27 protein-coding genes are annotated in these 26,352 nt (G+C 72.9%); 11 read left to right on the forward strand and 16 right to left on the reverse strand.

Translation table 11 applies throughout. The annotated features are described in order from the left end of the window. The first annotated feature begins 28 nt into the window (after positions 1–28). From QRN23_RS00695 to QRN23_RS00715, 5 genes are all read left to right on the forward strand, one after another. Positions 29–538 carry a hypothetical protein gene (locus QRN23_RS00695; protein WP_159824867.1) on the forward strand — a complete coding sequence of 170 codons (510 nt, stop codon included), beginning with the start codon at positions 29–31 and terminating at the stop codon, positions 536–538. 11 nt (positions 539–549) lie between these two features. After that, complete coding sequence (locus tag QRN23_RS00700) at positions 550–1,947, forward strand: SPFH domain-containing protein (protein ID WP_056044120.1); 1,398 nt, start codon at positions 550–552, stop codon at positions 1,945–1,947. A 24-nt stretch (positions 1,948–1,971) separates the two neighbouring features. Further along, a complete protein-coding gene (locus tag QRN23_RS00705; RefSeq protein WP_285062031.1) occupies positions 1,972–2,952 on the forward strand; it encodes an MDR family oxidoreductase in 981 nt (326 codons plus the stop codon). A 149-nt stretch (positions 2,953–3,101) separates the two neighbouring features. Beyond that, positions 3,102–3,791 (forward strand): GntR family transcriptional regulator, encoded by a 690-nt coding sequence (locus tag QRN23_RS00710; RefSeq protein WP_123571143.1) that lies wholly within the window; start codon positions 3,102–3,104, stop codon positions 3,789–3,791. Next, positions 3,788–4,603 carry an ABC transporter ATP-binding protein gene (locus tag QRN23_RS00715; RefSeq protein ID WP_285062032.1) on the forward strand — a complete coding sequence of 272 codons (816 nt, stop codon included), beginning with the start codon at positions 3,788–3,790 and terminating at the stop codon, positions 4,601–4,603. Before QRN23_RS00710 ends, QRN23_RS00715 begins: the two co-directional genes overlap by 4 nt. Positions 4,604–4,845: 242 nt before the next feature. Here the strand turns inward: QRN23_RS00715 and hemL are convergent, their stop codons facing one another. The 12 genes from hemL to QRN23_RS00775 all read right to left on the reverse strand — a co-directional run bounded on the left by hemL (position 4,846) and on the right by QRN23_RS00775 (position 15,713). Next, positions 4,846–6,189: a glutamate-1-semialdehyde 2,1-aminomutase gene (gene hemL / locus QRN23_RS00720; protein WP_285062033.1), complete on the reverse strand. Its 1,344-nt coding sequence runs from the start codon at positions 6,187–6,189 to the stop codon at positions 4,846–4,848. Beyond that, positions 6,189–7,178 carry a porphobilinogen synthase gene (gene hemB, locus QRN23_RS00725; RefSeq protein ID WP_056044126.1) on the reverse strand — a complete coding sequence of 330 codons (990 nt, stop codon included), beginning with the start codon at positions 7,176–7,178 and terminating at the stop codon, positions 6,189–6,191. The genes hemL and hemB overlap by 1 nt, the downstream gene beginning before the upstream one ends. Next, positions 7,178–7,969, reverse strand: coding sequence for a uroporphyrinogen-III synthase (locus tag QRN23_RS00730; protein ID WP_043595220.1), 792 nt, complete (start codon positions 7,967–7,969; stop codon positions 7,178–7,180). Before QRN23_RS00730 ends, hemB begins: the two co-directional genes overlap by 1 nt. Further along, positions 7,966–8,952: a hydroxymethylbilane synthase gene (gene hemC / locus QRN23_RS00735; RefSeq protein WP_056044128.1), complete on the reverse strand. Its 987-nt coding sequence runs from the start codon at positions 8,950–8,952 to the stop codon at positions 7,966–7,968. Before hemC ends, QRN23_RS00730 begins: the two co-directional genes overlap by 4 nt. A gap of 4 nt (positions 8,953–8,956) precedes the next feature. Beyond that, positions 8,957–10,180, reverse strand: coding sequence for a ferrochelatase (locus tag QRN23_RS00740; protein ID WP_082460099.1), 1,224 nt, complete (start codon positions 10,178–10,180; stop codon positions 8,957–8,959). After that, a complete protein-coding gene (gene hemQ, locus QRN23_RS00745; protein WP_082460100.1) occupies positions 10,177–10,950 on the reverse strand; it encodes a hydrogen peroxide-dependent heme synthase in 774 nt (257 codons plus the stop codon). Before hemQ ends, QRN23_RS00740 begins: the two co-directional genes overlap by 4 nt. Positions 10,951–11,062: 112 nt before the next feature. Continuing rightward, on the reverse strand, positions 11,063–11,290 hold the full coding sequence (locus QRN23_RS00750) for a DUF3618 domain-containing protein (protein ID WP_043595223.1): 228 nt from the start codon (positions 11,288–11,290) through the stop codon (positions 11,063–11,065). Between the two features lie 47 nt (positions 11,291–11,337). Next, positions 11,338–11,787, reverse strand: coding sequence for a phage holin family protein (locus QRN23_RS00755; protein WP_054147459.1), 450 nt, complete (start codon positions 11,785–11,787; stop codon positions 11,338–11,340). Further along, positions 11,784–12,032: a hypothetical protein gene (locus QRN23_RS00760; protein WP_285062043.1), complete on the reverse strand. Its 249-nt coding sequence runs from the start codon at positions 12,030–12,032 to the stop codon at positions 11,784–11,786. Before QRN23_RS00760 ends, QRN23_RS00755 begins: the two co-directional genes overlap by 4 nt. A 117-nt stretch (positions 12,033–12,149) precedes the next feature. Next, the gene (locus QRN23_RS00765; protein WP_236557062.1) at positions 12,150–13,514 is read right to left on the reverse strand and encodes a protoporphyrinogen/coproporphyrinogen oxidase; all 1,365 of its coding nucleotides are present in this window, start codon (positions 13,512–13,514) and stop codon (positions 12,150–12,152) included. Beyond that, positions 13,511–14,578, reverse strand: a complete 1,068-nt coding sequence (gene hemE, locus QRN23_RS00770; RefSeq protein WP_056044132.1) for a uroporphyrinogen decarboxylase — start codon at positions 14,576–14,578, stop codon at positions 13,511–13,513. Before hemE ends, QRN23_RS00765 begins: the two co-directional genes overlap by 4 nt. Before the next feature lie 121 nt (positions 14,579–14,699). Continuing rightward, positions 14,700–15,713 carry an NADP-dependent oxidoreductase gene (locus tag QRN23_RS00775; RefSeq protein ID WP_056044134.1) on the reverse strand — a complete coding sequence of 338 codons (1,014 nt, stop codon included), beginning with the start codon at positions 15,711–15,713 and terminating at the stop codon, positions 14,700–14,702. Between the two features lie 153 nt (positions 15,714–15,866). Here QRN23_RS00775 and QRN23_RS00780 point away from each other — a divergent pair, with 153 nt between their 5' ends. After that, positions 15,867–17,153: a glutamyl-tRNA reductase gene (locus QRN23_RS00780; RefSeq protein ID WP_056044137.1), complete on the forward strand. Its 1,287-nt coding sequence runs from the start codon at positions 15,867–15,869 to the stop codon at positions 17,151–17,153. Between the two features lie 56 nt (positions 17,154–17,209). Further along, positions 17,210–17,617, forward strand: coding sequence for an NUDIX hydrolase (locus tag QRN23_RS00785; RefSeq protein ID WP_285062046.1), 408 nt, complete (start codon positions 17,210–17,212; stop codon positions 17,615–17,617). Between the two features lie 47 nt (positions 17,618–17,664). Here QRN23_RS00785 and QRN23_RS00790 read toward each other — a convergent pair whose 3' ends face one another. Beyond that, positions 17,665–18,570 carry a serine hydrolase gene (locus tag QRN23_RS00790; RefSeq protein ID WP_285062047.1) on the reverse strand — a complete coding sequence of 302 codons (906 nt, stop codon included), beginning with the start codon at positions 18,568–18,570 and terminating at the stop codon, positions 17,665–17,667. Positions 18,571–18,575: 5 nt separating this feature from the next. Then, the gene (locus QRN23_RS00795) at positions 18,576–20,540 is read right to left on the reverse strand and encodes a M13 family metallopeptidase (RefSeq protein WP_285062048.1); all 1,965 of its coding nucleotides are present in this window, start codon (positions 20,538–20,540) and stop codon (positions 18,576–18,578) included. Between the two features lie 118 nt (positions 20,541–20,658). Here QRN23_RS00795 and QRN23_RS00800 point away from each other — a divergent pair, with 118 nt between their 5' ends. Next, the gene (locus QRN23_RS00800) at positions 20,659–21,924 is read left to right on the forward strand and encodes a uracil-xanthine permease family protein (protein WP_285062050.1); all 1,266 of its coding nucleotides are present in this window, start codon (positions 20,659–20,661) and stop codon (positions 21,922–21,924) included. A gap of 32 nt (positions 21,925–21,956) precedes the next feature. Further along, positions 21,957–23,291: an MATE family efflux transporter gene (locus tag QRN23_RS00805; RefSeq protein ID WP_285062052.1), complete on the forward strand. Its 1,335-nt coding sequence runs from the start codon at positions 21,957–21,959 to the stop codon at positions 23,289–23,291. A gap of 48 nt (positions 23,292–23,339) precedes the next feature. Here the strand turns inward: QRN23_RS00805 and QRN23_RS00810 are convergent, their stop codons facing one another. Both QRN23_RS00810 and QRN23_RS00815 read right to left on the reverse strand, forming a co-directional pair. Beyond that, positions 23,340–24,419 carry a LacI family DNA-binding transcriptional regulator gene (locus QRN23_RS00810; protein WP_285062053.1) on the reverse strand — a complete coding sequence of 360 codons (1,080 nt, stop codon included), beginning with the start codon at positions 24,417–24,419 and terminating at the stop codon, positions 23,340–23,342. 64 nt (positions 24,420–24,483) lie between these two features. Continuing rightward, on the reverse strand, positions 24,484–25,146 hold the full coding sequence (locus QRN23_RS00815) for a hypothetical protein (protein WP_200413056.1): 663 nt from the start codon (positions 25,144–25,146) through the stop codon (positions 24,484–24,486). 135 nt (positions 25,147–25,281) lie between these two features. On the opposite strand from QRN23_RS00815, the gene nucS reads away from it, so the two are divergent. Both nucS and QRN23_RS00825 read left to right on the forward strand, forming a co-directional pair. Beyond that, positions 25,282–25,977, forward strand: coding sequence for an endonuclease NucS (gene nucS, locus QRN23_RS00820; protein WP_056044151.1), 696 nt, complete (start codon positions 25,282–25,284; stop codon positions 25,975–25,977). A gap of 113 nt (positions 25,978–26,090) precedes the next feature. Beyond that, on the forward strand, positions 26,091–26,336 hold the full coding sequence (locus QRN23_RS00825; protein WP_123571132.1) for a hypothetical protein: 246 nt from the start codon (positions 26,091–26,093) through the stop codon (positions 26,334–26,336). The last annotated feature ends 16 nt before the right edge of the window (positions 26,337–26,352 follow it).

Raw genomic sequence — 26,352 nt, forward strand, 5'->3', positions numbered from 1 at the left:
CCCGGCCGGAGTCTGACAGTCTCGACGCATGATCACGTTCATCGTGGTGGGGGCGATCGGACTCCTGCTCCTGCTCGTCAGCATCGTCGTGGGCGACCTGCTCGACGTCGTCGACGTCGGCGACGGGCTCGTCTCGGGCGTAGCACTGGGCGCGGCCCTGGCCATCTTCGGGCTCGCCGGGGTCGTCACCTCGCAGACCGACCTCGCCGCGGGGTGGACCTACGCCGTCGCCGTCGGCATGGCCCTCGTCGCCCTCGTGCTGATCCAGCTCGTCGTCCGCCGCGTGACGCGCCGCGAGAGCGGGGGGCACTGGTCGCCCGTCGGGTTCGTCGGCGTCACGACCGAGGCCACCGGCCCGGCCGGCGGCGAGGTCCGGCTCGACGACGTCCGCGAGCTCGAGCGGCGGCTCGCGACCAGCGACGCGCGCATCGAGCGCGGCGTCCGCGTCCGCGTCGTGGCCGAGAACGGCCCGCGCGTGCAGGTCGAGGCGCTCGACGCCGGCGAGACCTCCGCGTCACGTGATCCCCAGACCAACTGAAAGGAAGCCCCGTGGACTTCATCTCCTCCAACGTCAGCGTCGTCGCCATCGTCGTCGCCGTCGTCATCGTGCTCGCCCTGCTGTCGTTCGTCGCCAGCCGCGTCCGACGCGTCCCGCCGAACGAGGCCCTGATCGTGGTCGGCCGTGGCGCCGAACGGTCCGAGGGCGGCGGCATCTCCAGCCCGCAGAAGGTCATCATCGGTGGCCGCACCTTCGTCTGGCCGATCTTCCAAGAGGGCTTCAAGCTGTCGCTCGAGCAATACCAGACCCCGGTCGAGGTGCAGGCGATCGACGCCAACTACATCCGCACCGCCGTGAAGGCCACGGTCAACTTCAAGGTGACCGGCACCGAAGACGGGGTGCGCCGCGCCGCCCAGCGCTACCTGCTGCAGCAGCAGCAGCTCCCGGTCATCGTGCAGCAGTCGCTCGAGGGGTCGATCCGCGGTCTCATCGGCGGTCAGCCGGTCGACGACCTGGTCAAGAACTTCTCGCGCCTCGCGGCCGACGCCGTGAACGAGACGAAGGGCGAGCTCGCCGAGCTCGGCCTCCAGATCGAGACCATGAACATCCGCGAGATCGAGACGCCGGGCAGCACCTACCTCGCCGACCGTGGTCGCGCCGAGGCGGCCGTCGCCAAGCAGAACGCCGACGTGGCCGAGGCCGAGGCCGAGCGCATCGCCGCCCTGGCCCGCATCGGCAACACGCAGCAGACGGCCGAGCGTCAGCTGCAGCTCGACGTCCGCCAGGCCCAGATCAAGGCCGAGACCGACCGGGCCCAGGCCGAGGCCGCCGCCGCCGGTGAGCTCGCCCGGGCCATGCAAGACAAGCTGGTCGCCGAACAAGAGAGCATCGCCGTGGCCGAGCAGGCCAAGGTCAACCAGGAGCGACTCAACATCGAGGTGCGCCAGCCCGCCGAGGCCGCGGCCTACGCGTCCGTGCAGAACGCCGAGGCCGAGCGCGACGCGGCCAACGCCGCCGTCGAGGCCGAGGCGTTCCGCCGCACCCAGCTCGCCGACGCCGCCCGCAACGCGGCCGAGAACGAGGCCGCGGCCGTCGAGGCCGCCGGTCGCGCCGAGGCCGCGGCGATCAAGGCCAAGGGTCTCGCCGAGGCCGAGGCCGTGGACGCGCTGGCCGAGGCGCAGGGCAAGTTCGGCCAGGCGGCACTCGCCTCGCAGGTCATCTCGCGCCTGCCCGAGATCGCCCGCGAGATGGCGGCGCCGATGGGCAACATCGACGCCCTGACGGTGGTGTCGACCGACGGTGCCAACGAGCTGACCAAGTCGGTCGCCAACAACATGACGCAACTGCAGGACGTCGTGAAGGCCACGACGGGGCTCGACCTCGTCAGTGCGCTGGGCGGGTTCCTCGGGGGCAAGGCGGGAGCGTCCGGCCCCGTCGATCGCGTCTGACCGCACCCGCGTAACCTCGGTCGCATGCGTGCGATCGTGGTCGAGAAGGACAGGGCCGCCGAGCTCCGGGAGCTCGACGAGCCGGTCGCCGGGCCGGGTGACATCGTCGTCGACGTCACCTGGTCCGGCGTCAACTACAAGGACGGTCTCGCCCTGCGCGGTGACCCCGGGGTCGCCCGGGTCGATCCTCTCGTGCCCGGCATCGACCTGGTCGGCGTCGTGGCGTCCTCGGGGTCGTCACGTTTCGCACCGGGCGACGAGGTGCTGGTCAACGGTGCGGGCCACGGCGAGACGAAGGCGGGCGGCTTCGCCGAACGCGTCGTGGTCGACCCGGGCAGCGCCGTCCTGGTCCCCCCGGGCATCGACGGGCGGCGCGCCGCCGCCATCGGCACGGCGGGTTTCACGGCGATGCTGAGCGTCCTCCGGCTCGAACGCGACGTCGGCCCCGAGGACGGCGACGTCGTGGTGACCGGTGCGGCCGGAGGCGTCGGGTCGGTGGCGATCGCGGTGTTGAACCGCCTCGGGTACTCGGTCAGCGCCTCCTCGGGTCGCCTCGCCGAGCAGGGCGACTACCTCCGCTCGCTCGGGGCCTCGGCCCTGGTCGACCGTGACGAACTGTCCGGTGCGGGGAAGCCGATGCAGCGGGCCCGCTGGGCCGGCGGCGTCGACTCGGTCGGGAGCCACACCCTCGCGACCGTCCTGGCCCAGACCCGCTGGGGTGGCACCGTCACGGCCTGCGGGCTCGCCCAGGGCGCCGACCTGCCGACGACGGTGCTGCCGTTCATCCTGCGGGGCGTGACCCTGGCCGGCGTGAACTCGGTGGAGGCACCGCTCGACCTGCGCCAGCGCGCCTGGGACCGACTGGCACGAGACCTCGACCTCGACCTCCTCGACTCGATGACCGGCGAGGTCGCCCTGGCCGACGTGGTGGGCGCCGGCGAGGCGATCCTGGCGGGCCGGACCCGGGGGCGGACGGTCGTGCGCGTCGGCGGATCGCACATCTAGAACTCCGGATCACCCATACGTACTCAGCCCTCGGGTTTATGCTCGACATGTCGGCGACCGGTTCAGGGCCGGGTCGACGAACCGACCGACCGCGGTGCCGAGCGCCGTCGACCGTCGGCACCTGACCGCAGACACGACGGAGGCCCCCGATGCCGATCCCCCAGAACGACGACCAGACGCCCGCCCCTCGCCGCCTGTTGCGCGACGTCGTCTACGACAAGATGTTCGCCGCGATCATCGACGGCACCCTCGAGTTCGGTGAGCGCCTGAACGACGACCAGCTCGTGGCCTGGCTGGGCGTCTCCCGCACGCCCGTCCGCGAGGCGATCGCCAAGCTCGCCGACCAGGCACTGGTCGACATCGAGGCCAACCGCTACACGCGCATCGTCGACCCGTCCTACGGCGAGTTCGTCGACACCGTCGACGTCGGTTACGCCGTCTGGTCCCTCTTCGTCGAGCGGGCCGTGCCCAAGCTCGACAAGGCTCAGCGTGCCGAGGTCGTCGGCCTCCTCGACACCCGGGCCAAGGCCTTCAAGGCGAAGAAGGAAGAAGACATCGCGGGCCTCGTGCGGGCCAACGAGATCCTTCTGGCCGCGGCCGACAGCGAGTCGCTGACGCGACTGTGGTCGAACACCGGCCCGCGCCTCCTGCTGCTCCTGCGTCGTCCGTCGGCCAACGGCATCTTCGACTTCCCGCAGGCGCACGCCTTCACCGTGGCGTTCCGCGACGCCGTGAAGGCGGACGACGCCGCGGCGGCCGCCGCCGTCGTGCGCGAGCAGCCCGCACGCCTGCAGGGCCTGTTCGACCAGGTGCGCGAGGCGGGCATCTACCGCGCGTGACCGTCGCCCCCTCCGTGGCCGCCCCGGTGCCGCCCGTGCTCGACGTCGTCGCTGCACGGGTGACCCGGGGCGGTCGTGATCTGCTGCACGACGTGTCGTTGCGCGTCGACTCCGGCCAGCACTGGGCGCTGATCGGCCCCAACGGAGCCGGCAAGACGACGCTGCTCACGTTGTGCGGTGCGCTCGGCCACCCGACCGCGGGCACGGTCGACGTCCTCGGCCGCCGCCTCGGGCGGGTCGAGCTGAGCGAGCTGCGCCGCCACATCGGCCACGTGGATCCCCGCCACCGCATGGTCGGCGACGCCACCGTCCGTGAGGTCGCGCTGACCGGCTTCACGGGCAGCAGCGACCCGGTGCCCCGCTGGGTGCCCACCGACGAGCAGGAGGCGCGGGTCGTCGACCTCGTCGCGAGCGTCGGTCTCTCGTCCCGCCTCTCGGCACGGTGGAGCGTGCTGTCCCAGGGCGAACGCGGTCGGGCGCTGATCGCCCGTGCCCTGGTGTCGCAGCCGGCCCTGCTGCTGCTCGACGAACCGGCGACGGGACTCGACGTCGCGGCGCGGGAACACCTGCTCGACACCGTCGACGAGCTGCGCACGACCCACCGCACGATGTCCTCCGTGACGGTGACCCATCACCTCGAGGACCTGCCGAGCAGCACGTCGCACGCCCTGCTGCTGCGCGACGGCCGGGTCTTCGCCACCGGACGGGCCGACGACGTGCTGACGTCCGAGCTCGTGTCGGGCGCGTTCGACCACCCGCTCGTCGTCGATCGGGCCGACGGCCGCTGGTCGGCCCGCGCCCGCCGCCGCTGACCTCCGGCCGGTGCATCACGGCGCCACGCGCAGCCGCTGCCGGAGTGCCTGCCACCCCGCCACCCCGCCACCCCGCCACGATGTAAACAACCCGCCAAGAAATGATGTGGCGGGTTGTTTACCTCGTGGCGGGATGCGGCGGAGCAGGCATGGCCCCGAGTGACGGGCAGGCGAGCCCGGCGCGCAGAGTCGGCCGAGCCCCCGGCGAGCCGGAACGGAGGCGCGGCGCGCGCTCGAGCGGACTAGTGCGGCGCCTGCGCGGCCGCGGCGGCCTTGGCCGCGGCGGGTACGGCGTCGAGGATGCGCGACACCACGTCGTCGTCGTGGGCCGCCGTGACGAACCACGCCTCGAACACCGACGGGGGCAGGTTGACCCCGGCGTCGAGCATGGCGTGGAAGAACGGCGGGTAGCGCCAGGACTGCTGGGCGCGGACGTCGTCGTAGTCGTTCGGTGCCGTCGGAGTGAAGGCGAACGAGAAGAGCGACCCGGCGCGCTGGACGCTGTGCTCGACGCCCTCGGCGGACAGGGCGGCGGAGACGCCGGCCGACAACTGGTCGGCGACGGTGTCGAGCCGGGCGTAGACCTCGGGCGTGGCGAGCCTGAGCGTGGCGATGCCGGCGGCGACGGCCACCGGGTTGCCGCTGAGCGTGCCTGCCTGGTAGACCGGCCCCAGCGGGGCGAGGAAGTCCATCACCTCGGCGCGACCGCCCAGGGCGGCGAGCGGCATGCCCCCGCCGATGACCTTGCCGAACGTGATGAGGTCGGGCTCCCACCCGGCGCCGTCCGGGACGACCCGAGCGGCCTCGAGACCCCACCAGCCCGCGCGTCCCACGCGGAAGCCGGAGAGCACCTCGTCGACGATCAGCAGCGAACCGTGGCGTCGCGTGATCTCGGACAGGCTGCGGTTGAAGCCCCGCTGCGGCGCGAGCACGCCCATGTTGGCGGCGGCGGCCTCGACGATGACGGCGGCGATGCGCGGGCCGTGCTCGTCGAAGGCCGCACGCACGGCGTCGAGGTCGTTGTAGGGAAGGACGAGCGTCTGGGCGGCGGTCTCGGCCGTGATGCCGGCCGAGCCGGGCATCGACAGGGTCGCGACGCCCGAGCCGGCCTCGGCCAGCAGCGAGTCGGAGTGCCCGTGGTAGTGCCCGGCGAACTTCACGAGCAGGTCGCGACCGGTGTAGCCGCGGGCGAGGCGGATGGCCGTCATGGTCGCCTCGGTGCCGGTGGACACCATGCGCAGCTTGCCGATCGGCCGCTGGTCGCCGACGGCGACGCGTTCGCGGACCAGCTCGGCGAGTTCGGTCTCGGCGGGCGTCGAGGCCCCGAACGACAGACCGCGCGCGGCCGCCTGCTGGACGGCCTCGAGCACCTCGGGGTGGGTGTGCCCGAGGATCGCCGGACCCCACGAGGCGACGAGGTCGACGTAGTCGCGTCCCTCGGCGTCGGTGACGTAGGCGCCCTTGGCACCCACGAGGAACCGTGGCGTCCCGCCGACGGAGCCGTACGCACGGACGGGCGAGTTGACGCCGCCCGGAATGGACCGCTTGGCCCGGGTGAAGTAGGTGTCGTTGCTCTGCTCGGTCATCAGAACCGCTCCTTCTGGAGGCGCGTGGCCAGTTCGGTGGCCCAGTACGTCAGGATCGCGTCCGCACCCGCCCGCTTGATCGACAGGACGCTCTCGTACGAGGCCGCGTCGAGGTCGATCCAGCCGTTCGCGGCGGCCGCGTGGATCATCGCGTACTCACCGCTGATCTGGTACGCCCACACCGGGACGGTGCTCGTCGCGGCCGTCTCGGCGAGGACGTCGAGGTAGCTCATCGCCGGCTTGACCATGACGACGTCGGCACCCTCGGCGATGTCGAGGTCGACCTCGCGCAGGCCCTCGCGCCCGTTGGCGGCGTCCATCTGGTACGTGCGGCGGTCTCCGACCAGCGTCGACTGGACGGCCTCGCGGAAGGGGCCGTAGAAGGCCGACGCGTACTTGGCGGCGTAGGCGAGCAGTGCCGTGCCGCCGAAGCCGGCCGCGTCGAGGGCGTCGCGGGCCGAGCCGATCTGACCGTCCATCATGCCGCTCATGCCGATCAGCTGGGACCCGGCCTCGGCCTGGACGACCGCCATCTCGTCGTAGCGGACCAGGGTGGCGTCGTTGTCGACCGAGCCGTCGGCGGCGAGGACGCCGCAGTGGCCGTGGTCGGTGAACTCGTCGAGGCAGAGGTCGGTCTGCACGACCAGCGCGCCCTGGGCGGCGTCGACGGCCACGCGGGTGGCCACGTTGAGGATGCCCTCGGGGTCGGTCGCGCCCGACCCGACGGCGTCCTTCTCGAGGGGCACCCCGAAGAGCATGACGCCGCCCACACCGGCCTCCGCTGCCTGCTCGACGGCCCGGGGCAGGCTCGACAGGCTGTGGTGGACGACGCCCGGCATGGACGAGATCGGGGTGGGCTCGTCGATGCCCTCGCGGACGAACATCGGCAGGACGAGGTCGGCGGGGTGCAGGCGCGTCTCGGCGGTCAGACGACGCAGGGCGGGGGTGGCACGGAGGCGGCGGGGCCGCACTCGGGGGAATTCGGACATCAGTCCTTCTCGGTGGGGGGCGTTCCGGCGGACGGGCCGTCGAGGGCGTGGTCCACCACGGCCTCGACGAGGGCGGCCGCCGATCGGGTCTCGGCGATCAGGTGCACGGGCAGCCCCGCGGCACGGGCGTCGAAGGCGGTGCGCGGGCCGATGCACGCGACGAGGGTCTGCGGGGGCAGGGGCGCCAGCTGGGCGGCGATCTGGCGGGCGACGCTGCCCGAGGTCACGAGGAGGACGCCGATCGAGCCGTCGGCGACGCCGTCGCGCACCTCGGCCGAGACGGGAACGCCCACCGTGCGGTACGCCGAGACGAACTCGGCGTCGAACCCGCGGGCCGACAGTCCGGCGACGAGTGTCGGCTCGGCGAGGTCGGACTGCGGGACGAGCACGCGACCGGTGACCTCGTCGGCCGGCCACTCCTTCACGAGTCCGCGGGCCGAGTTGTCGCCCTCGGGGACGAAGTCGACGCGGATGCCCGCCAGGCTCAGGGCGGCGGCGGTGGTCTCGCCGACCGCGGCGACCCGGGTCGAGGCAGGGGGCCGGATGCCGTTGCCGACCAGGACGTCGACCGTGGTGGCACTCGTGACGACGAGCCACTCGTAGACGCCGGACTCGAGGCGGGCCAGGGCCGCGGCGAGCAGCTCGGGCGTCTCGGCCGGGGCGAAGTTGATGAGGGGGGCGATCACCGGGGCGGCACCGCGCGACCGGAGCGAGGCCGCGACCCCGTCGCCCCACTTGCCACCGCGCGGCACCAGGACGCGCACGCCCTTGAGCGGCTTGTCGGCGGTCACGTGGCGCTGCCCAGGGGGTCACCGCCGGCCGGTCCGCCGCCCAACGGGGCGAACTCGGCCGCACCGGAGTCGAGCAGCTCGTCGACGACACGGCCGGCGACCTCGTGGACGTCGGCGAGGCGCGCGACGAGGGGACCGTCGTCGAGGGAGACGGCGTGCGACGAGCTGAGGCGACGGCCGCCGTCGGGGCTGTAGACGGTCGCGCTGAGCAGCAGCAACCCGGCGTCGACGACGGCACTGGCACCGACGGGTGCCGCGCAACCGGCCTCGAGCCCGGCCAGCACGGCCCGCTCGGCCGTCACCACGAGGCGGGTTTCTTCGTCCTCGATGGCGGCCAGTCCGCGGGCGAGTGCCTCGTCGGGGTCGCCTTCGCGGACCTCGACGGCGAGCGAGCCCTGGCCGGGCGCACTGGGCCAGAAGCCGAGCCCCAGCAGTTCGGTCGCGGCGTCGAGGCGTCCCAGGCGGCCGAGACCCGCCGCGCTGAGCAGGACGGCGTCGAGGTCGACGCCGACGCGACCGAGCCGCGTGTCGACGTTGCCGCGGATGTCGACGACCTCGAGGTCGGGACGTCGCGAGAGCAGCTGGGCAGCACGACGCGGCGATCCCGTGCCGACGCGGGCACCCTGGGGCAGTCCTTCGAGGGTCAGCCCGTCGCGCGCGCAGAGGGCGTCGCGGGCATCCGCCCGACCGGGCGTCGCCCCGATGACGAGACCGGGGTGCGTGGCGGTGGGGAGGTCTTTGAGCGAGTGCACGAGGGCGTCGCACTCGTCCGCGAGGAGCGCCTCGCGCAGGGCGCTGGCGAACACGCCGGTGCCCCCGAGCGACGCCAGCGACTCGCCGGTGCCCTGCGAGCGGTCCCCCTCGGTCTTGATGCGGACGAGTTCGACGTCGTGGCCGGTCGCGGCCGCGATGCGGTCGGCGACGGTGGTCGACTGGGCGACGGCCAGCGCGCTGCCCCGAGTTCCGATGCGGATGGTCGCCACGGGGTCAGGGGACCAGGCCGGACAAGGCGGGCTTGAAGCCCAGTCGCACGTTCTCGCAGCAGCCGGGACGGCAGACGTCGTACCAGGGCCCGAGGTCGGTCACGTGGGGGCGGTCCTCGGCGGGGACGCCGTCACGACGCTCGAGCACGAGGTCGACGAGCCCGGTGACGTAGTTCGGGTCGATGCCCGGCGTCGGGGTGCGCGTCGCCCAGAAACCGTTCTTCTCGCTGGTCTCCATCGCCTCGTTGTCGAGGTCCCACATGACCTCCATGTGGTCGCTGACGAACCCGAGCGGCACGATGACGACGGCGCGGGTCGGACCGCCGGCCAGGTCGTCGATGGCGTCGTTGATGTCGGGCTCGAGCCACGGCATCGAGGGCGGGCCGCTGCGCGACTGGTAGACGAGCTGCCAGGGGACGGTGGTGCCGCCCCCTTCGGGCAGGTCGAGGTCGAGGGCGGCCTCGGCCGCGGCCATGACGACCTCGGCGACGGCCTTGTGCTGGGCGGCGTAGGCGCCGTCGGCGTCGAAGCCGCGCGCCTGGGGGCCGCTCTTGGCCGCGTCGGTCGACGGGATCGAGTGCGTCGCGAAGAGCACCTGGACCTCGGTCGCGAGGTCGAGCCCCTCGTTCTCGGCGCGAGCCGCGACGAGCGCGTCGCGCACGCCGTCGATGAACGGCTGGACGAAACCGGGGTGGTCGAAGAACTGGCGGACCTTGTCGATCTGCATGGTGCCCTCGAGGCCGGTGGCGTCGAGCGCCATGGCGAAGTCCTCGCGGTACTGGCGGCACGAGCTGTAGGACGAGTAGGCGCTGGTCGCGACCGCGATGAGCTTGCGGAACCCGCGCTCGTCGGCCTCGCGCACGGCGTCGGCCATGTAGGGCTGCCAGTTGCGGTTGCCCCAGATGACCGGCAGGTCGATGCCGCGACGCTCGAGCTCGGCCTCGAGGGCGGCCTTGAGCTCGCGGTTGTGCTCGTTGATCGGGCTGACGCCGCCGAAGTGGCGGTAGTGCGTCGCGACCTCTTCGAGCCGCTCTTCGGGGATGCCCCGACCGCGCGTGACGTTGCGCAGGAACGGGATGACGTCGTCCTGCCCCTCGGGCCCGCCGAAGCCGGCCAGCAGGATGGCGTCGTAGTCGGTCGGCTCGGAGACGTGCTCGGGGCCGGAGGCCGCGGCGGGGGTGGCGTTGCGGACGAGCTGCCCGTTGGTGATGTTGCTGGTGTCGGTCACGACAAGACCTCGATGATGTCGGTGGTGGGGATGCGTCGGCCCGTGAAGAACGGGATCTCTTCGCGGACGTGGCGGCGGGCCTCGGTGTAGCGCAGGTCGCGCATGAGGTCGACCAGTTGGACGAGCTCGGGAGCCTCGAGGGCGAGGATCCACTCGTAGTCGCCGAGCGAGAAGCTGGCGACGGTGTTCGTCAGCACCGCGCGGTGCTCGGAGCCCTGCTTGCCGTGCTCGGCGAGCATCTGACGGCGCTCGGCCTCGGGCAGCAGGTACCACTCGTAGCTGCGCACGAACGGGTAAACCGTCAACCAGGTCTCGGGTGCCTTGCCCCGCATGAAGGCCGGGCTGTGGTTGCGCGAGAACTCGGCCTCGCGGTGCATGCCCATGGCGTTCCAGGTGGGCAGCAGGCCGCCCAGCACGTCGGTGCGCAGCAGCTGCCGGTAGGCCGACTGGACGGCCTCGGGCACCTCGCCGTGCAGCCAGATCATGATGTCGGCGTCGGCCCGCAGGGCGCTGACGTCGTAGAAGCCACGGACGGTCACGCCGAGACCCGCCAGGGCGTCGACGACCGCGTCGAGCTGCGGGACGTCGTCGAGCTCGGGGGCGTAGGGGTTCTGCGGGTCGCGTCGCAGCACGGCCCAGAGCGTGTAGCCGAGGCGTTCGACGGGTGGCGGTGTGCTCGCCGCGGCGTCGTCGGACTCGGTCTGGACGGGTGCTGCGGATGAATCGGACGTCGGCAGTACGGGCGCTGCCGCGTCGGCGCTGGAACTCATGCAGCCATTCTCCCTCTCGGCACGCTGGGAGCCCAACCAGGTTGCTCCCGGTCGAGCGAACGGCACCCGGTGCCCGCCGGCGGTCGAGCCGACCGGCGAGCCGGGCGAGCGGTCAGCGGCGCTTGACGACCGCGACGACGACGCCAGCGACGGCCAGCGCACCCGCCCCGGCGGCGGCGAGCCACGGGGTCTTGTCGCGGTCGAACGAGGCCTTGGCGCGGTGCCCGGCGATGCCCAACTGCTTGGGCACGTTCAGCTTGTCCTCGAGTTCGTTGAGGGTCGCGGCGAGCTCGGCGCGCGTGCGGTCGATGTGGGCCTGGATGTCGCTGCTGTCGCTCACGGTGCTCCTGTCGGGAACGGGAAGGGTGGGGGTGTCGAGGAGGCGCGTCAGCGCTCGTCGAGGCGGGCGCCGGGGATCGACCCCACGCCCTTGACGGCCTTGAGGTCGGCCTTGAGGCTCGCGATGGTCTTCTCGGGGACCGCCGGGAGCCCCTTCTTGATCGCCTTGTACCCGAGGAACGCGAGCAGGGCGGCGACGAGCAACAGCACGCCGGCGACGATGAGGGCCGACGCCCAACCGGGAAGCCAGATGGCGAGCAGCAGGACGATGCCGGTCAGGAGGACGCCGAGCATCGCGAAGACGAAGACCAGGGCCCCGACCAGGAAGCCGGCACCGATGCCGAAGGCCTTGAGCGTGCCGATGACCTCGTACTTGAGCAGGGCCAGCTCGCCCTTGACCAGGTCGGTGACCAGCGTCGGGACGTCCTGCACCAGGGCGAAGAGCGACCGCGGCCTGGTCTTGTGCCGCACCTTGTCGCTGCGCGTCGAGTCGGTCATTTCTTTCGGCCGCCGCCGAAGGCCTTGGAGATGCCCCGGGTGATGCCGGTGACGAGGGCGTCCACGCCGTCGGCCGTCTTGGCACCGGCGAAGTCCTGGCCCTTGGCGACCTGGCGCTGCACGGCCCGGCTGTTCCAGACCTTGGACGCCCTCTCGGTGATCTGCTCGTACCGGTCGTGGCCGGCGCGGGCGCCCAGCACGAATCCGACAGCGGCTCCGGCGACGAAGATCAGTTTGCCTCGCACGGGGGACTCCATTCGTGGTCGTACGCGCGACGGCATGTGCCGCACACGTCCCTCCAATGTAGCCCGAGGCGGGTGCCCGACGCCCGCGCCGGACCGAAGCGGTCCGACCCCGGGGCCTCAGTCGCGGGACGGGGGCGCCGACAGCGCCGCGACGAGGGTGGCGGCCTGACGACGCGAGTGGGCGATGATCGCGGCCAGCCCCCGTCCCGCCACCGCGCCTCCTGCCTGGACGACCTCGACCACGGGCTCGGTGACGACCGCCGCCTCGGCCCGGCGCGGGGCGTCCCAGGTGGCCCGGCCGAAGCCGACCAGGTGGCGCGCGGCGAGGTCGACGCCGAGCAGGGTCGAGGCGTCGGCGAGCGCCGCGTCGCGCACCTCGGCGTCGGGTGTGTCGCGGTCGACGACGGGCGAGTCGAAGCTGAGCCGGAGCACGTGGCGTCCCCCGGCGAGCTCGGCCAGCCAGCTCCATTTGACGGTCGCGTGGGTGAGGGCCTTGGCCCGGAGTCCGGTCGAGCCGGGGGCGACGAGGACGCCCGTGCCCCGGGGTGCCGCGTCGAGCTCCGGCCGGTCGACGACGAGGGTCGCGAGGGTGATCGCTCCGGGCGGCACCGAGGAGGCGCGGGTCGTCAGGGCCACCGCGTCGTGGTCCCCGACGGCCAGCACGACCTGTCTCGCCCGGACGTGCTCACCGCCCGCGGTCTCGACGCCGGTCTCGTCGATCGAGCGGACGCGGGTGCCGAGGCGGACGTCGACGCCGTGCCGCTGGAGGTCGGCGACGATCGGGTCGACCAGCCGGGCGAGGCCGCCGCGGATGCCCGCCACCGCCGAGCCGGCCGGGGCGAGGGCGCGCAGTCCGAGCACGGCGGCGGCGAGGCTGCCCTCGCGCTGGAGGGCCGAGCGCAGCCCGGGGGCCACGCGGTCGACGGCGAGCAGGTCGGGGTGGAGCGAGTGGACGCCCGAGACGATGGGACTGACGAGCCGGTCGACGACCTCGTCGCCCATGCGCGCCCGGACGAGACCCCCCAGGGTGGTTTCTTCGGCCCCGATCTCGGCGGGCAGGTCGGCGTCCGCGAGCGCGCGGGTCACGCCGGCCTCGCCGACGACGGCTCGCACGTCGGCGGCGGACGGGTCGCCGGGGATGCCGAGCAGCCCCGTGCGCGGGATGGGGAAGGACTCGCCGTCGGCCTCGTGCAGCCAGGCCCCGCGGGGATCGGGCAGGACGATGTCGTCGCCGAGGCCGAGTTCGGTGGCGAAACCGGCGACCGTGCCGCCCCGGGTCGCGAAGCTCTCGGCCCCGGCGTCGAGTGCGATGCCGGCGACCACGTGTCGCGAGACCTCGCCGCCCAGTCGGTCGGATGCCTCGAACAGCACGACGCCCAACCCGGCGGCGGCCAGGTCCCGGGCGAGCACGATGCCGCCCATGCCGCCGCCCACCACGGCGACGTCGACGACGCCGCTCGGGGTGACGACGGGCGGGGTCACAGCGTGTGCGCGAGCTCGACGATGCGGGTGAGCACGTCGGGGTCGGTGTCGGGGCTGACGCCGTGGCCGAGGTTGAGCACGTGCGCCGGGGCCGCCCGACCACGCTCGACCACGTCGCGGACGTGCGCCTCGAGCACGGCCCACGGCGCCTGGAGCATGGCGGGGTCGATGTTGCCCTGCACCGGGGTGGAGCCACCGAGGCGACGCGAGGCCTCGTCGAGCGGGATGCGCCAGTCGACCCCGACGGCGTCGGTGCCGACGTCGCGCATGGCGGCCAGCACCTCGCCGCTGCCCACTCCGAAGTGGATGCGGGGCACGTCGAGGTCGGCGACGTGCGAGAGGGCACGGGCCGAGTGGCGGGCGACGTGCGCGGTGTAGTCGGCCAGCGAGAGCGACCCGACCCACGAGTCGAACAACTGGGCGGCGCTCGCCCCGGCGAGCACCTGCGCGCGCAGGAAGGCACCGGTCACGTCCGCGGCCCAGGTGAGCAGGGCGTCCCAGGTCTCGGGATCGCCGTGCATGAGGGCACGGGCGCGGATGTGGTCCTTCGACGGCCCGCCCTCGACGAGGTAGGCGGCGAGGGTGAAGGGGGCGCCGGCGAAGCCGATCAGCGGCGTGCTGCCCAGCTGCGCGACGGTCTGGGCGACGCCCGCGGCGATCGGGGCCAGCGCCTCCGGGTCGATCGGCCGCAGGGCCGCGACGTCGGCCGCCGTGCGGATCGGCGTCTCGAGCACCGGACCACGACCCGGGACGATGTCGACCGAGACGCCGGCCAGCTTGATCGGCACGACGATGTCGCTGAAGAAGATGCCCGCGTCGACGCCGTGACGGCGGACCGGCTGCAGCGTGATCTCGCTCGCCAGGTCGGGCGTGAGGCAGGCGTCGAGCATGGCGGTGCCGACGCGCAGCTCGCGGTACTCGGGAAGCGAGCGCCCCGCCTGGCGCATGAACCACACCGGCAGCGTCTCGGGCCGGTCGCCGCGCAGGGCACGGACCAGCGGTGAACGCGTCGTGAGGCCGGCGGCCAGCGGGTGCTGCTCGGGCAGGGCGGAGGTCTGGGTCACGTGGTCGATTGTCCCATCGCCCGCTGGACGTCGCGTCGAGGCGACCCGCGGCCGGCCCCGCCACGGCGGGACCGTCCCGGTCGGATCGCCTCGAACGCGCGAGCGGACGAGGAGGCGCGGGTCAGGAGACCGCGACGACCATCTTCCCGACGTTGTCGCCGCGCATCAGCCCGGTGAAGGCGTCGAACGCGTTGTCGACGCCCTCGACGACGGTCTCGTCGTACACGACGTCGCCGGCGGAGAGCCAGGGGCCCATCTCGGCCTGGAACGCGGGTGCGAGGTGGCGGTAGTCGCCCAACGTGAAGCCCTTCATCGTCAGACCGCGGGTGACCATGTTGGTCATGCCCGTGATGCCGACCGGGGCGCCGGTGGAGTTGTAGTTCGCGATCGAGCCGCAGAGTGCGGCACGACCGCCGGTGCGGAACGAGGCGAGGGCGGCCGACAGGTGGTCGCCGCCGACGTTGTCGAAGTAGAGGTCGATGCCGTCGGGCGCGGCCTCGGCGAGCAGCTCGGAGACGTCGCCGTCCTTGTAGTTGAACGCGGCGTCGAAGCCGTACTTCGAGGTCAGCAGCTCGACCTTCTCGGCCGAACCGGCGCTGCCGATCACGCGCGAGGCTCCCTTGAGGCGGGCGATCTGGCCGACCATGGTGCCGACGGCCCCGGCGGCACCCGACACGAAGACGACGTCGCCCTCGCGGATGCCGGCGATCTCGGTGAGGCCGACGTACGCCGTCAGGCCGGTGAGGCCGAGCACGCCCAGGTACGCCGACAGGGGCACGCCGTCGACGGGCTGCACGGCACGGAACGTGGCCGCGCCTCCCTGGGCCACGTCGCGCCAGCCCTGCTCGTGCAGCACGACGGTGCCGACCGGCAGGTCGTCCGAACGCGACTCGACGACGCGGCCGACGGCCCCGCCGGTCATGGTCTCGCCGAGGGCGAAGGGCGGGACGTACGACTTCACGTCGTTCATGCGACCGCGCATGTAGGGGTCGACCGACAGGAACTCGTTCTGCACGCGGACCTCGCCGTCGCCGAGCTCGGGCAGGGTCACCTCGACGCGGGCGACGTCGTCGGGGGTGGGCTCGCCGTGCGGGCGGGCGACGAGCTGCCACTGGATGCTGGTGGTCGAGGTCATGGTGTCTCCTTGGTTCGATGCGGTGCGGGCCGGCGGCCGGAATGCGGCCCCGGGCTCCGTTGTTGCAAGCTGCAACCGTCGTGTGGCATTCCCGGCCACTCGACGTCGAGTCAACGCCCAGCCGAAAACGCCGATCAGAGTTAGGATCACTCAGTGCTCATCTGCCTCACGGCGTCCCACCAGAACGCCAGCTTCGACCTCCTCGAGAGGCTGAGCATCGGCGCACCCTCGGCGGCGGGCACCCTGGTCGACGGCAGCGACTTCGTCAGCGGCGCGGTCGTGCTCGCGACCTGCAACCGGTTCGAGGCGTACCTCGACGTCGACGAGCCCCTCACCGCCGGCAGCGCCCTGGCCGTCGAGGCCACGATCGAGACCATGAGCACCGCCAGCGGCGTCGAGCCCGACGACCTGCGCGACAGCGTCCGGGTCATCACGGGCGACGAGGTCGTCGAGCACCTGTTCGCCGTCAGCTCGGGCCTCGAGTCCGTCGTCGTCGGCGAGGACGAGATCTCGGGCCAGGTGCGCCGTTCGCTCGAGCGCGCCCGCCACGACGGCACCACCTCGCGCGACCTCGAGCGCCTCTTCCAGAAGGCGTCGCAGACCTCCCGGGGCATCAAGAACCAGACCAACGTCGGAGGCGCGGGCCGGTCACTCGTGCGCCTCGCGCTCGAGCTGGCGTCCTCACGGGTGACCGACTGGTCCGAGGCGCGCGTCCTCATCGTGGGCACCGGCCAGTACGCGGCCACCACCGTCGCGGCACTTCGCGACCGTGGAGCCGACCAGCTCGCCGTCTACTCGGGTTCGGGCCGCGCCGAGTGGTTCGGCCTCAAGCACGCCGCGACGCCGTACGACGACCTCGCCACCGCCGTCGCCTGGAGCGACGTGCTGATCACCTGCACCTCGACCACCGAGCCGGTCGTCACGCGCGACGTCGTCCTCCCCGGCGGCCGCCGCCTCGTGATCGACCTCGGGCTGCCCCGCAACGTCGACCCGCTCGTCGCCGGCGTCGAGGGCGTCGAGCTGCTCGACCTCGAGACCATCAGCCTGCACGCGCCGCTGCCCCAGCTCAGCGCGGCCGACGACGCCCGCGCCCTCGTCTCGTCCGCGGCCGCCGAGTTCCAGGCCGTCGCCGCCGAACAGTCGCTCACGCCGTCCGTCGTCGCGCTGCGCAAGCACGTCTTCGACCTGCTCGACGCCGAGATCGAGCGCGCGCGGTCGCGTGGGGACTCGTCCGACCGCACCGAATCGGCCCTGCGACACCTCGCCGGCGTGCTGCTGCACACCCCCTCCGTCCGGGCGCGCGAGCTCGCCCGAGAGGGCCGGGGCGACGAGTTCCGCGACGGCCTCGAGGCGCTCTTCGGCGTGACCGACGGGCGCCGCGCCTCCTCGTCGTCGCCGTTGCGCGCGGTCGACGACGAGCGTCAGGCCTCGGCGGGCTGATCGCCCCCCGGACGCCGGTGCACCGGGCCGGCGTCGTCGTGCCCGAGGATGGCGTGATGGACACCATCGTCGTCAGCGCGCTCGCCCTCGTCCGTGACCGTCGGATGCTGATGGTGACCGCCCGCGGCCGTGACGTGCTGTACCTACCCGGCGGCAAGATCGAGGCCGGCGAGACCGCGGCCGAGGCGCTGGTCCGGGAGTCGCGCGAAGAGGTCGGCGTCGAACTCGACCCGACGACCGTGGCCGAGCTCTTCACCGTCGTGACGCAGGCGCACGGCGAGCCCGAGGGTCGGCAGGTCGCCATGACGGTCTTCGCGGCCGAGCTCTCGGCGACGAGCCCCGAGCCCGCGCCCGCCGCCGAGGTCGGCGCGGTCCACTGGGTCACCTCGGCCGACACGGGCCGGTGCCCGCCGGCCGGTGTCGCGACGCTCGAGCGCCTCCGGGGGCTCGACCTGGTCGACTGAGTCGGCGCTGGGGCACGGCGGGGCCGCGGCTCGATGCGGCACCCGGCTCAGTGCACGTACTCGAGGACGTCGGTGCCCACGGCCCGCAGGGCCTCGAGCGCCCGGAGGCGGTGGGCGAGGGTCAGGTCGTCGAACGTGACGATCACGCAGTACGCGACGCTGCGGCGCGGCCCGCGGAGCACCCCGAGCTCGGAGCGCACCCCCGGGTCGCCACCGGTCGTGTGGACGATCTGAAGGTCGTGGTCGAGCCGCCGGTGCCCGAGCGGATCGAGACCGAACGGCGCCGCGACGAGCGACGTGTCGGCGCCCAGCGACAGCCAGCCGAGCACCCGGTTCGACACGGCCCGGTCGACGACCTCGCCGCGGGCGAGGGACACCATGAGGCCGCCGAGTTCGTGAGCCGTGCCCACGGCGAGCGCGGGCGCGTCGTCGGGGCCGCGGGACGACCGGGTGACGTCGAGGAGGGCGGTCTTCGTGAGACCGAGCGATTCGCCTCGTGCCCGCACGGCGGCCAGGCCCACCCGAGCGATGAGCGCGTCGATCGCCGCCCCGTCGCGGAAGGCCCCGACGAGCGTCGCCGCGTCGGTCACCGGGAGGCTCGTCCGGCGGAGGTAGGGCCAGAGGCCACCGGGCCCCTGGTCACCGGGGTCGCCCGGCCGGTCGAGTTCGTCGAGGGGGCGGAGCGTGCCGTCCTCGATGCGGGCCGACACCTCGACCAGGAGCAGGACGGCACCGAGCTGGCCCACCGGCAGCGCCACGTGCTCGTCGACGCTCAGCAGGTCGGCCCGCGAGTCGAGGTCCCTGACCGAGGCCGAGACCTGCCCACCCGCGAGCGCCAGGTCGCCCAGGGCGACGAAGGACGCCGAGAACGACTCGAGCGCGCGCCCGCCACCGTGGCGCGGCTCGTGGTCGGCGCCGTCGCCGTTCTCCCGTCGGGCCCGACGGCCGGGCACCTGACCTACCAAATGGTGACGCGCTCCTCGGCCGGCAGCCACAGCGCGTCGCTCTCGGTGACGCCGAACGTCTCGTAGAACTCGTCGATGTTGCGCACGATCTGGTTGCACCGGAACTCGTTCGGCGAGTGCGGGTCGATCGAGACGAGACGGATCGCCTCTTCGTCGCGCAGCTTGATCTGCCAGGCCTGGGCCCAGCTCAGGAAGAACCGCTCGGCGCCGGTCAGGCCGTCGATCACGGGCGGCTCGCTGCCGTCGAGCGAGATGAGGTAGGCCTTCCAGGCGATCGAGAGCCCGCCGAGGTCGCCGATGTTCTCGCCGATGGTGAGGGCGCCGTTGACGTGGTGGTCGGGCACCTGCTTCGGGGCGAGGGCGTCGTACTGCGCGATGAGCGACGAGGTCAGCTTCTCGAACGCCTCGCGGTCGGCGGGGGTCCACCAGTCGGTCAGCTTGCCGTCGCCGTCGTACTTCGAGCCCTGGTCGTCGAAGCCGTGGCCGATCTCGTGGCCGATGACGGCGCCGATGGCTCCGTAGTTGGCGGCGGCGTCGCGTGTCTCGTCGAAGAACGGGAACTGCAGGATCGCCGCGGGGAACACGATCTCGTTCATGCCCGGGTTGTAGTACGCGTTGATGGTCTGCGGCGTCATGAACCACTCGTCGCGGTCGAGCGGCTGGCCGATCTTGCCCAGCTCGCGGTCGAAGCCGAAGGCGGCGGTGGCCCGCACGTTGCCGACCAGGTCGGCGGGGTCGATCGACAGGGCCGAGTAGTCGCGCCATTTCTCGGGGAAACCGATCTTGGGCGTGAACTTCTCGAGCTTGTCGAGGGCCCGGGCTCGGGTCTCGTCGGTCATCCACTCGAGGCCCGTGATGCTCTGTCGGTAGGCCTCGACCAGGTGGCCGACGAGGACGTCCATCGCGGTCTTGGCCTCGGGCGCGAAGTGCCGCTCGACGTAGATGCGGCCGACGGCCTCGCCGAGGGCGCCCTCGACCAGCGAGACTCCGCGCTTCCAGCGGGCGCGCTGCACGGGTGTGCCGGTGAGGGTACGACCGTAGAAGCCGAAGTTCGCCTCGACGAAGGGCGTCGACAGGTAGGCGGCCATGGAGCGGACGATCTGCCAGCGCAGCCAGTCGCTCCAGGCGTCGAGGCGGTCGTCGGTCAGCAGCGAGGCCAGTCCGGTGACGAACGACGGCTCGCGCACGACGAGCTCGTCGAAGACGCCGGCCGGGCCGCCCACGGCGTCCCGCCAGGCCGTGAGGTCGACGCCCTCGGCGAGCGCGTCGAACTCGGCCCAGGGCAGCAGGTTGTAGGTCTTGTCGCTGTCGCGGGTGGCGACGTTGCTCCAGTGGTGCGTGGCGAGGGCGGTCTCGAGCTCGACCACGCGGTCGGCGCGGGCCGAGGCGTCGTCGAGGCCGGCGAGCCCGAGCATCTGCTCGACGAACGCCCGGTAGGCGGTCCGCACCGACTCGAACTTCTCGTCGCGGTAGTAGGACTCGTCGGGCAGGCCGAGGCCGCCCTGCTCGACGAAGACGACGTACCGCTCGGGGTCGCCCGGGTCGTTGTCGACGAAGAGCTGGACGAAGCTCGGCATGCCCTGCTTCTCGAGCGAGCCCAGGAGGCGCGTGAACGAGGTCACGTCGGTGACCGTCTCGACCTCGGCCAGGAGCGGTTCGAGGGGTGCGGCGCCGAGCGCCTCGATGCGCTCCTCGTCGGTGAAGCTGGTGAAGAGGTCGCCGACCTTGCGGGCCTCGGTGCCGGGTTCGGCGGACTGGGACTCGACCACGATCTCGCGGACGGCCTTCTCGGCCTCCTCGGCGAGCAGGTAGAAGGAGCCGTAGCGCGCCTTGTCGTCGGGGATCTCGGTGCGGTCGATCCACGCGCCGTTGACGTGCCGGAAGAGGTCGTCCTGCGGGCGGACCGCCGGGTCGAGTTCGTCGGTCTGGATTCCGCTGCTCAGTGCGTCGGTGGTCATGCCCGTCAGCCTAGGTGAGGCCCCCGACGGCGGGCCGGGCCGGACCCGTTGCGGCCCGGGCTGACGGGGCCGTCCCAGGAAACACGGAGGAAACGGCACCCCCAGTACAGTTCTCGACATGGCACTCCCCTGGGCACTGCACGGCGACGGCAAGACGGTCGACCCGACCGAGATCGTGGCCCCGGAGGAGCGGCTCAGCTGGCCGCGCACCATCGGCCTCGGCGGCCAGCACGTCGTCGCGATGTTCGGCGCGACCTTCCTCGTGCCGATCATCACCGGGTTCCCGCCGAGTACGACGCTGTTCTTCTCCGGCATCGGCACCCTGCTCTTCCTCATCATCACGAAGAACCGCCTGCCCAGCTACCTGGGCTCGTCGTTCGCCTTCCTCGCCCCGATCGCGGCCGCCACCGACGTGGGCGGCATCCCCCTCGCGCTCAGCGGCATCATCGTCGTCGGCGCCCTGCTCGCAGTGATCGGCCTGGTCGTGAACCTCGCGGGCACCCGCTGGATCGACGCCCTGCTGCCCCCGGTGGTCAGCGGCTCGATCGTCGCCCTCATCGGCTTCAACCTGGCCCCGGCCGCCCGCGACAACTTCGCGCTCTCGCCGGGCATCGCCCTGATCACGCTCGCCGCGGTCGTGCTGAGCGCCGTGCTCTTCAAGGGCCTGCTCGGCCGCCTGTCGATCTTCGTCGGCGTCGTCGTCGGCTACGTCGCCGCCGTGATCACGGGCGCCGTCGACTACAGCGCCGTCGCGGCCGCGCCGTGGGTGGGCCTGCCGACCTTCACGGCCCCCGCCTTCGACCTCGGACAGCTGCCGATCTACCTCGGCTTCCTGCCCGTCGTGCTCGCCCTGATCGCCGAGAACGTCGGCCACGTCAAGGGCGTCGGCCAGCTCACGAAGCGCAACCTCGACCCGCTGACCGGCCGGGCACTCTTCGCCGACGGCCTCAGCACGGTGCTCGCCGGCCTCGGCGGCGGCTCGGCGACGACCACCTACGGCGAGAACATCGGCGTGATGAGCGCCACCCGCATCTTCTCGACGGCCGCGTACTGGGTCGCCGGCGTCGTGGCGATCCTGCTCGGGCTGTCGCCCAAGATCGGCGCCGTCATCTTCACCATCCCGCCGGGGGTGCTCGGCGGCGTCACGACGGCGCTCTACGGGCTCATCGGCGTGATCGGCATCCGCATCTGGGTCGAGAACAGGGTCGACTTCAGCCGCCCGAAGAACCAGCTGACCGCCGGCGTCGCGCTCATCATGGGCATCGCCGACTTCACCCTGGCCCTCGGGGGCGCGAGCTTCGGCGGCATCATCCTCGGCACGGTCGCGGCCATCGTCGTCTACCACCTCATGTCGGCCGTGGGTCGGGCCCGGGGTACCGACTGACGGTGGGACGCCGCCGCGGCGAGCCGTCCCCGGTGACGACCTCGCGCCTCCGTTCGCCCTGGGACCGACGCATCGTCGCCCTCGCGGCGCCGGCGCTCGGCGCGCTGATCGCCGAACCGCTCTTCCTGCTGACCGACACCGCGATGGTCGGGCACCTGGGCACGGTGCCCCTCGCCGGGCTCGGCATCGCGAGCGTCGTGCTGCAGACCGCCCTCGGCCTGCTGATCTTCCTGGCCTACGCCACGACGCCGACCGTGGCCCGACGGCTCGGCGCGGGTGACCGGCCCGGAGCGATCCGCGCCGGCGTCGACGGGCTCTGGTTCGCGCTGCTGGTCGGGGTGGTGCTCGCCGGGGTCGGGGCACTCGTCGCCCGCCCCCTCGTCGGCCTGTTCGGCACCGACCCGGCCGTCGTCGACGCCGCGGCGACCTACCTGACCGTGTCGATGCTCGGCCTGCCCGGCATGCTGCTCGTGATCGCGGCGACCGGACTGCTGCGCGGCCTGCAGGACACCAGGACGCCACTGGTCGTCGCGACGGTCGGCTTCGCGGCGAACGCGGGCCTGAACGCGCTCTTCCTCTACGGCTTCGGCTGGGGCATCGCCGGCTCGGCCGCGGGGACCGTCGTCGCGCAGTGGGGCATGGCCGCCGTGTACGTGGTGATCGCCGTCCGTGCCGCGCGGGCCGTCGGGGCTCCGCTGCGTCCGGGGCTGGCCGGCGTCGGTCGCACGGCACGCTCCGGCGCGTGGCTGCTCGTGCGCAACGCGTCCCTGCGGATCGCGATGATCGCGACCGTCTGGGCCGCCGCCTCCTCGGGGGTGACCGGGCTCGCGACGATCCAGGTCGCGCTCACCCTGTTCAGCACGCTGGCGTTCGCCCTCGACGCACTGGCCATCGCCGGCCAGGCCCTCGTCGGCCACGCGCTCGGTCAGGGCGATCGCGAGGCGGTGCGCGCCGTCACCCGCCGGCTGATGCTGTTCGGGGTCGGCGGCGGTCTGCTGCTCGGCGTGCTGCTGGCCGCGGTCTCGCCGCTGCTCGCACCCGTCTTCAGCGGCGACGACGCGGTGCGCGACCTGCTGCCCCGGGTCGTGCTGGCGATGGCCGTGGGCATCCCGCTGGCCGGCTTCGTCTTCGTGCTCGACGGCGTGCTCCTCGGCGCCGGCGACGCCCGCTACCTCGCCCTCGCCGGCGTGGTCAACACGGTCGTCTACCTCGCGATCCTGATCCCGCTGGAGGCGCGGGTCGGGCCGGACGCGCGGGGCACGGTCGCCCTGTGGCTGGCCTTCGGCCTGGGCTACATCGGCATCCGCGCCGTGACGCTGGGCCTCCGGGCGCGGTCGGACCGCTGGATGGTCGTCGGCGCCGGCTGAACCCGGGGTCGTGGGTCGGCGTCGGCGAGGAGGCGTCGAGGTCGGGCGTCAGCGCCGGGGTGGTGCCGTGGTCGACCCCGGCCGGAAGACGCTCGTGAACGTCGTGCCCTCGACGGGGTCGCCGGCGAGGAGTGCGAGCACCGCACGACCGGCCGCGCGGCCCTTCTCGACGGCGGGCTGGACGACCGTCGTGAGGTCGGCGGCGCGCGGGTCGTCGAGGCGCACGCCGTCGTAGCCGACGACGCTCAGGTCGCCCGGCACGGACAGCCCCAGGTCGTCCGCCGCCGCGATGACGCCCGACGCGAGCAGGTCGCTCTGGGCGACGATCGCCGTCGGCCGCTCGGCCTCGGGCACGTCGAGCAGGCGCAGACCGGCGCGGTGGCCCTCGCTCGTCCAGCTGCCACGGGTGGCCAGGCCGCCCACGCCCGGGAAGACCTGGCGGGTGCCGCGCAGCCGCTCGAGGGTCGGCCAGGAGGTGCCCCGGGCCACGCGCGCGTCGGTGAGTTCGTCGTCCCCGTCGCCGCTCGACCGACCGGGGCCGAGCTCGAGCGCGACGACGGCGACCCGTCGGTGGCCGAGATCGTGCAGGTGCTGCGCCAACAGGCGGGACGAGCCCACGTTGTCCTCGGCGATGTCGAGCACGCCCTCGGTCGGCGGGGCCTCGATCGAGACCACCGGGATGCCGCGCCGACGCATGATCGACACGGACTGGTCGAGGCGGGTACTGCAGCCGAACAGCACGACGGCGTCCACGGGGGCGTCGAGCAGGCGGGAGCGCTCGCCCGCGGTCTCGGTCAGCAGCAGCAGCGAGTTGTCGGCCGGCCCCGTGACGTCGGCGATGCCGTCGAGCATGGCCACGTTGATCGGGTCGCGGAAGGCCGTGCTGAGGGTGGACTCGAGGACGGCGCCGACGATGCCGGAACGCCCGCGCCGCAGCGACCTCGCGCGGGGGTCGGGCCCGGCGTAGCCGAGTTCGTCGGCGGCGGCGAGCACCCGCGCGCGGGTCTCGTCCGAGACGGGGCCGGTCCCGCTGAAGGCCAAGGAGGCGGTGCTCGCGCTCACCCCGGCGACCCGCGCCACCGACGCGAGGGTCGGCCTCGCGGCGACGTCGCCCTCTGCCCGGCTCATGCTGCCGCAGCCTAGCCGACGGGGCCGGACGGCCTCCGGGTGAGCGGTGACGGTCGGTGCGGCGTCAGTCGACGGGTCGCACGGGCGGTTCGTCGACGCCCAGGGCCGTGACGTAGTCCGACGCGAGGCCCGGCAGCTGCGTCCAGTCGCCGTAGTGCGCGGCGGCCTCCATCAGGTCGACGATCGCGCCGCGGACGGTCTCGCCGAGGGCGGGCCGCATGTCGTGCACCGCGACGGCCCTCGCGCTGCAGAGGATCTCGAGCGGCAGCAGCAGGTCGTCGCGCACGTGCTGACGGGCCGACGGCGAGAGCACCTGCACGATCGCCCGGACGAGGTCGAGGAAGTGGGCGACGTCCGCGGGCAGGGCCAGCCCGTGGGCCGTGCAGGCCGGTCGGCGCACGGCGGGCTCGGGGACGTCCTCGAGCGACGTCGCCTCGGTCGACGCCACGGAGACCATGCGGACCAGGTCGCGCAGCAGCACCTCGTTGAACCGCCGGTGCCAGACGACGACGTGCGCACCGCTGAACGGGGCGCGCACCACGACCTTCATGCGCCTCAGCTCGAACAGGGCGAGGTGCACCTCGCCGGGGGTGACCCGGTGCTCGCGCACGATGGTGTCGACGTCGAGGGAGTCGCCGGGCGCGTAGCGCGCCGTCGCCAGGTCGACGAGCAGCAGCTCGGCCGTGTCGTGGGTCGTCGTCGGCAGCGGCCGGGTCGTGGCGGGCATCGGGTGGGGCATCGTTCCTCCTGGAGGCGTCTCGGTGGCCGTCCTGCCGACCATCTGTCATGAATGTATTTCACATATGCATACTTGTCAACGAGGGGCCCATGCCGCGTTCGCGCCGCCCCGTAGGATCGTCGGGTGCGCCTCGTCATTGCCCGTTGCTCGGTCGACTACGCCGGTCGACTGTCCGCCCACCTGCCCCTGGCCACGCGCCTCCTGATGGTCAAGAGCGACGGCAGCCTGCTCGTCCACTCCGACGGGGGCAGCTACAAGCCCCTGAACTGGATGAGCCCGCCCTGCACCATCCGCACGGTCGAACCCGACGACGACCAACGCGAGGCCGGCGTCGTCGAGCTGTGGAAGGTGACCCAGGCCAAGACGGCCGACCTCCTGGTGGTGTCGATCCACGAGGTGTTGCACGACTCGTCCCACGAGATGGGCGTCGATCCGGGGTTGACCAAGGACGGCGTCGAGGCCGACCTGCAGAAGTTGCTGGCCGAACAGATCGAACTGCTCGGCGAGGGCCACACTCTCGTCCGCCGCGAGTACATGACCGCCATCGGGCCGGTCGACATCCTGGCCCGCGACGCGAAGGGCGCCGCGGTGGCCGTCGAGCTGAAGCGGCGAGGCGACATCGACGGGGTCGAGCAGCTCACGAGGTACCTCGAGCTGATGAACCGCGACCCACACCTCGCCCCCGTGACCGGGGTGTTCGCCGCGCAAGAGATCAAACCGCAGGCCCGCACGCTGGCCCACGACCGGGGCATCCGCACCCTCCTGCTCGACTACGACGCCATGCGCGGGCTGGACGACTCGCACTCCCGCCTCTTCTGACGCCGGGCGCCGTGGGGGCGGGGCCGCGCGGGTGTGGGCGCACGAACCCTTGTGATACTCACATTTCAGGGTTATATTTCTGCTACGACCCCCATCGACCGCAGGAGCAACCCGTGACCTCACCGATCTTCGACACCCTGGCCGCCGAACGCGAGGCGACCCCCGTCTTCCGGTCCCTCGCGAGCAGGCCCGACGCCCCCCACCGCCCGTTCGACGCGACGCGACGGAGCCCGACCCCGCACGCGACCGCGACCGCGACCGCGAAGACGAGCACGACGAGTGCGGGTGCGAACGCGACGGCGATCCGGGACGCCGTGTCGGCCGTCGCGACCTGGCCGCTCCGAGCGGTCCCCTGCTGACCCCCGATCCGTAAGC

Origin of the sequence: Frigoribacterium sp. ME-P-080, assembly GCF_030209595.1 — a bacterium.
Taxonomy (GTDB): domain Bacteria; phylum Actinomycetota; class Actinomycetes; order Actinomycetales; family Microbacteriaceae; genus Frigoribacterium.

Coding starts and splice junctions, on each gene's coding strand:
- QRN23_RS00810 (WP_285062053.1), bottom strand. CDS start 24,419: ATGAGCCGGGCAGAGGGCGACGTCGCCGCGAGGCCGACCCTCGCGTCG.
- hemQ (WP_082460100.1), bottom strand. CDS start 10,950: ATGAGTTCCAGCGCCGACGCGGCAGCGCCCGTACTGCCGACGTCCGAT.
- QRN23_RS00710 (WP_123571143.1), top strand. CDS start 3,102: ATGCCGATCCCCCAGAACGACGACCAGACGCCCGCCCCTCGCCGCCTG.
- QRN23_RS00755 (WP_054147459.1), bottom strand. CDS start 11,787: ATGACCGACTCGACGCGCAGCGACAAGGTGCGGCACAAGACCAGGCCG.
- QRN23_RS00795 (WP_285062048.1), bottom strand. CDS start 20,540: ATGACCACCGACGCACTGAGCAGCGGAATCCAGACCGACGAACTCGAC.
- QRN23_RS00695 (WP_159824867.1), top strand. CDS start 29: ATGATCACGTTCATCGTGGTGGGGGCGATCGGACTCCTGCTCCTGCTC.
- QRN23_RS00785 (WP_285062046.1), top strand. CDS start 17,210: ATGGACACCATCGTCGTCAGCGCGCTCGCCCTCGTCCGTGACCGTCGG.
- hemB (WP_056044126.1), bottom strand. CDS start 7,178: ATGTCCGAATTCCCCCGAGTGCGGCCCCGCCGCCTCCGTGCCACCCCC.
- QRN23_RS00800 (WP_285062050.1), top strand. CDS start 20,659: ATGGCACTCCCCTGGGCACTGCACGGCGACGGCAAGACGGTCGACCCG.
- QRN23_RS00705 (WP_285062031.1), top strand. CDS start 1,972: ATGCGTGCGATCGTGGTCGAGAAGGACAGGGCCGCCGAGCTCCGGGAG.
- hemL (WP_285062033.1), bottom strand. CDS start 6,189: ATGACCGAGCAGAGCAACGACACCTACTTCACCCGGGCCAAGCGGTCC.
- QRN23_RS00775 (WP_056044134.1), bottom strand. CDS start 15,713: ATGACCTCGACCACCAGCATCCAGTGGCAGCTCGTCGCCCGCCCGCAC.
- QRN23_RS00815 (WP_200413056.1), bottom strand. CDS start 25,146: ATGCCCGCCACGACCCGGCCGCTGCCGACGACGACCCACGACACGGCC.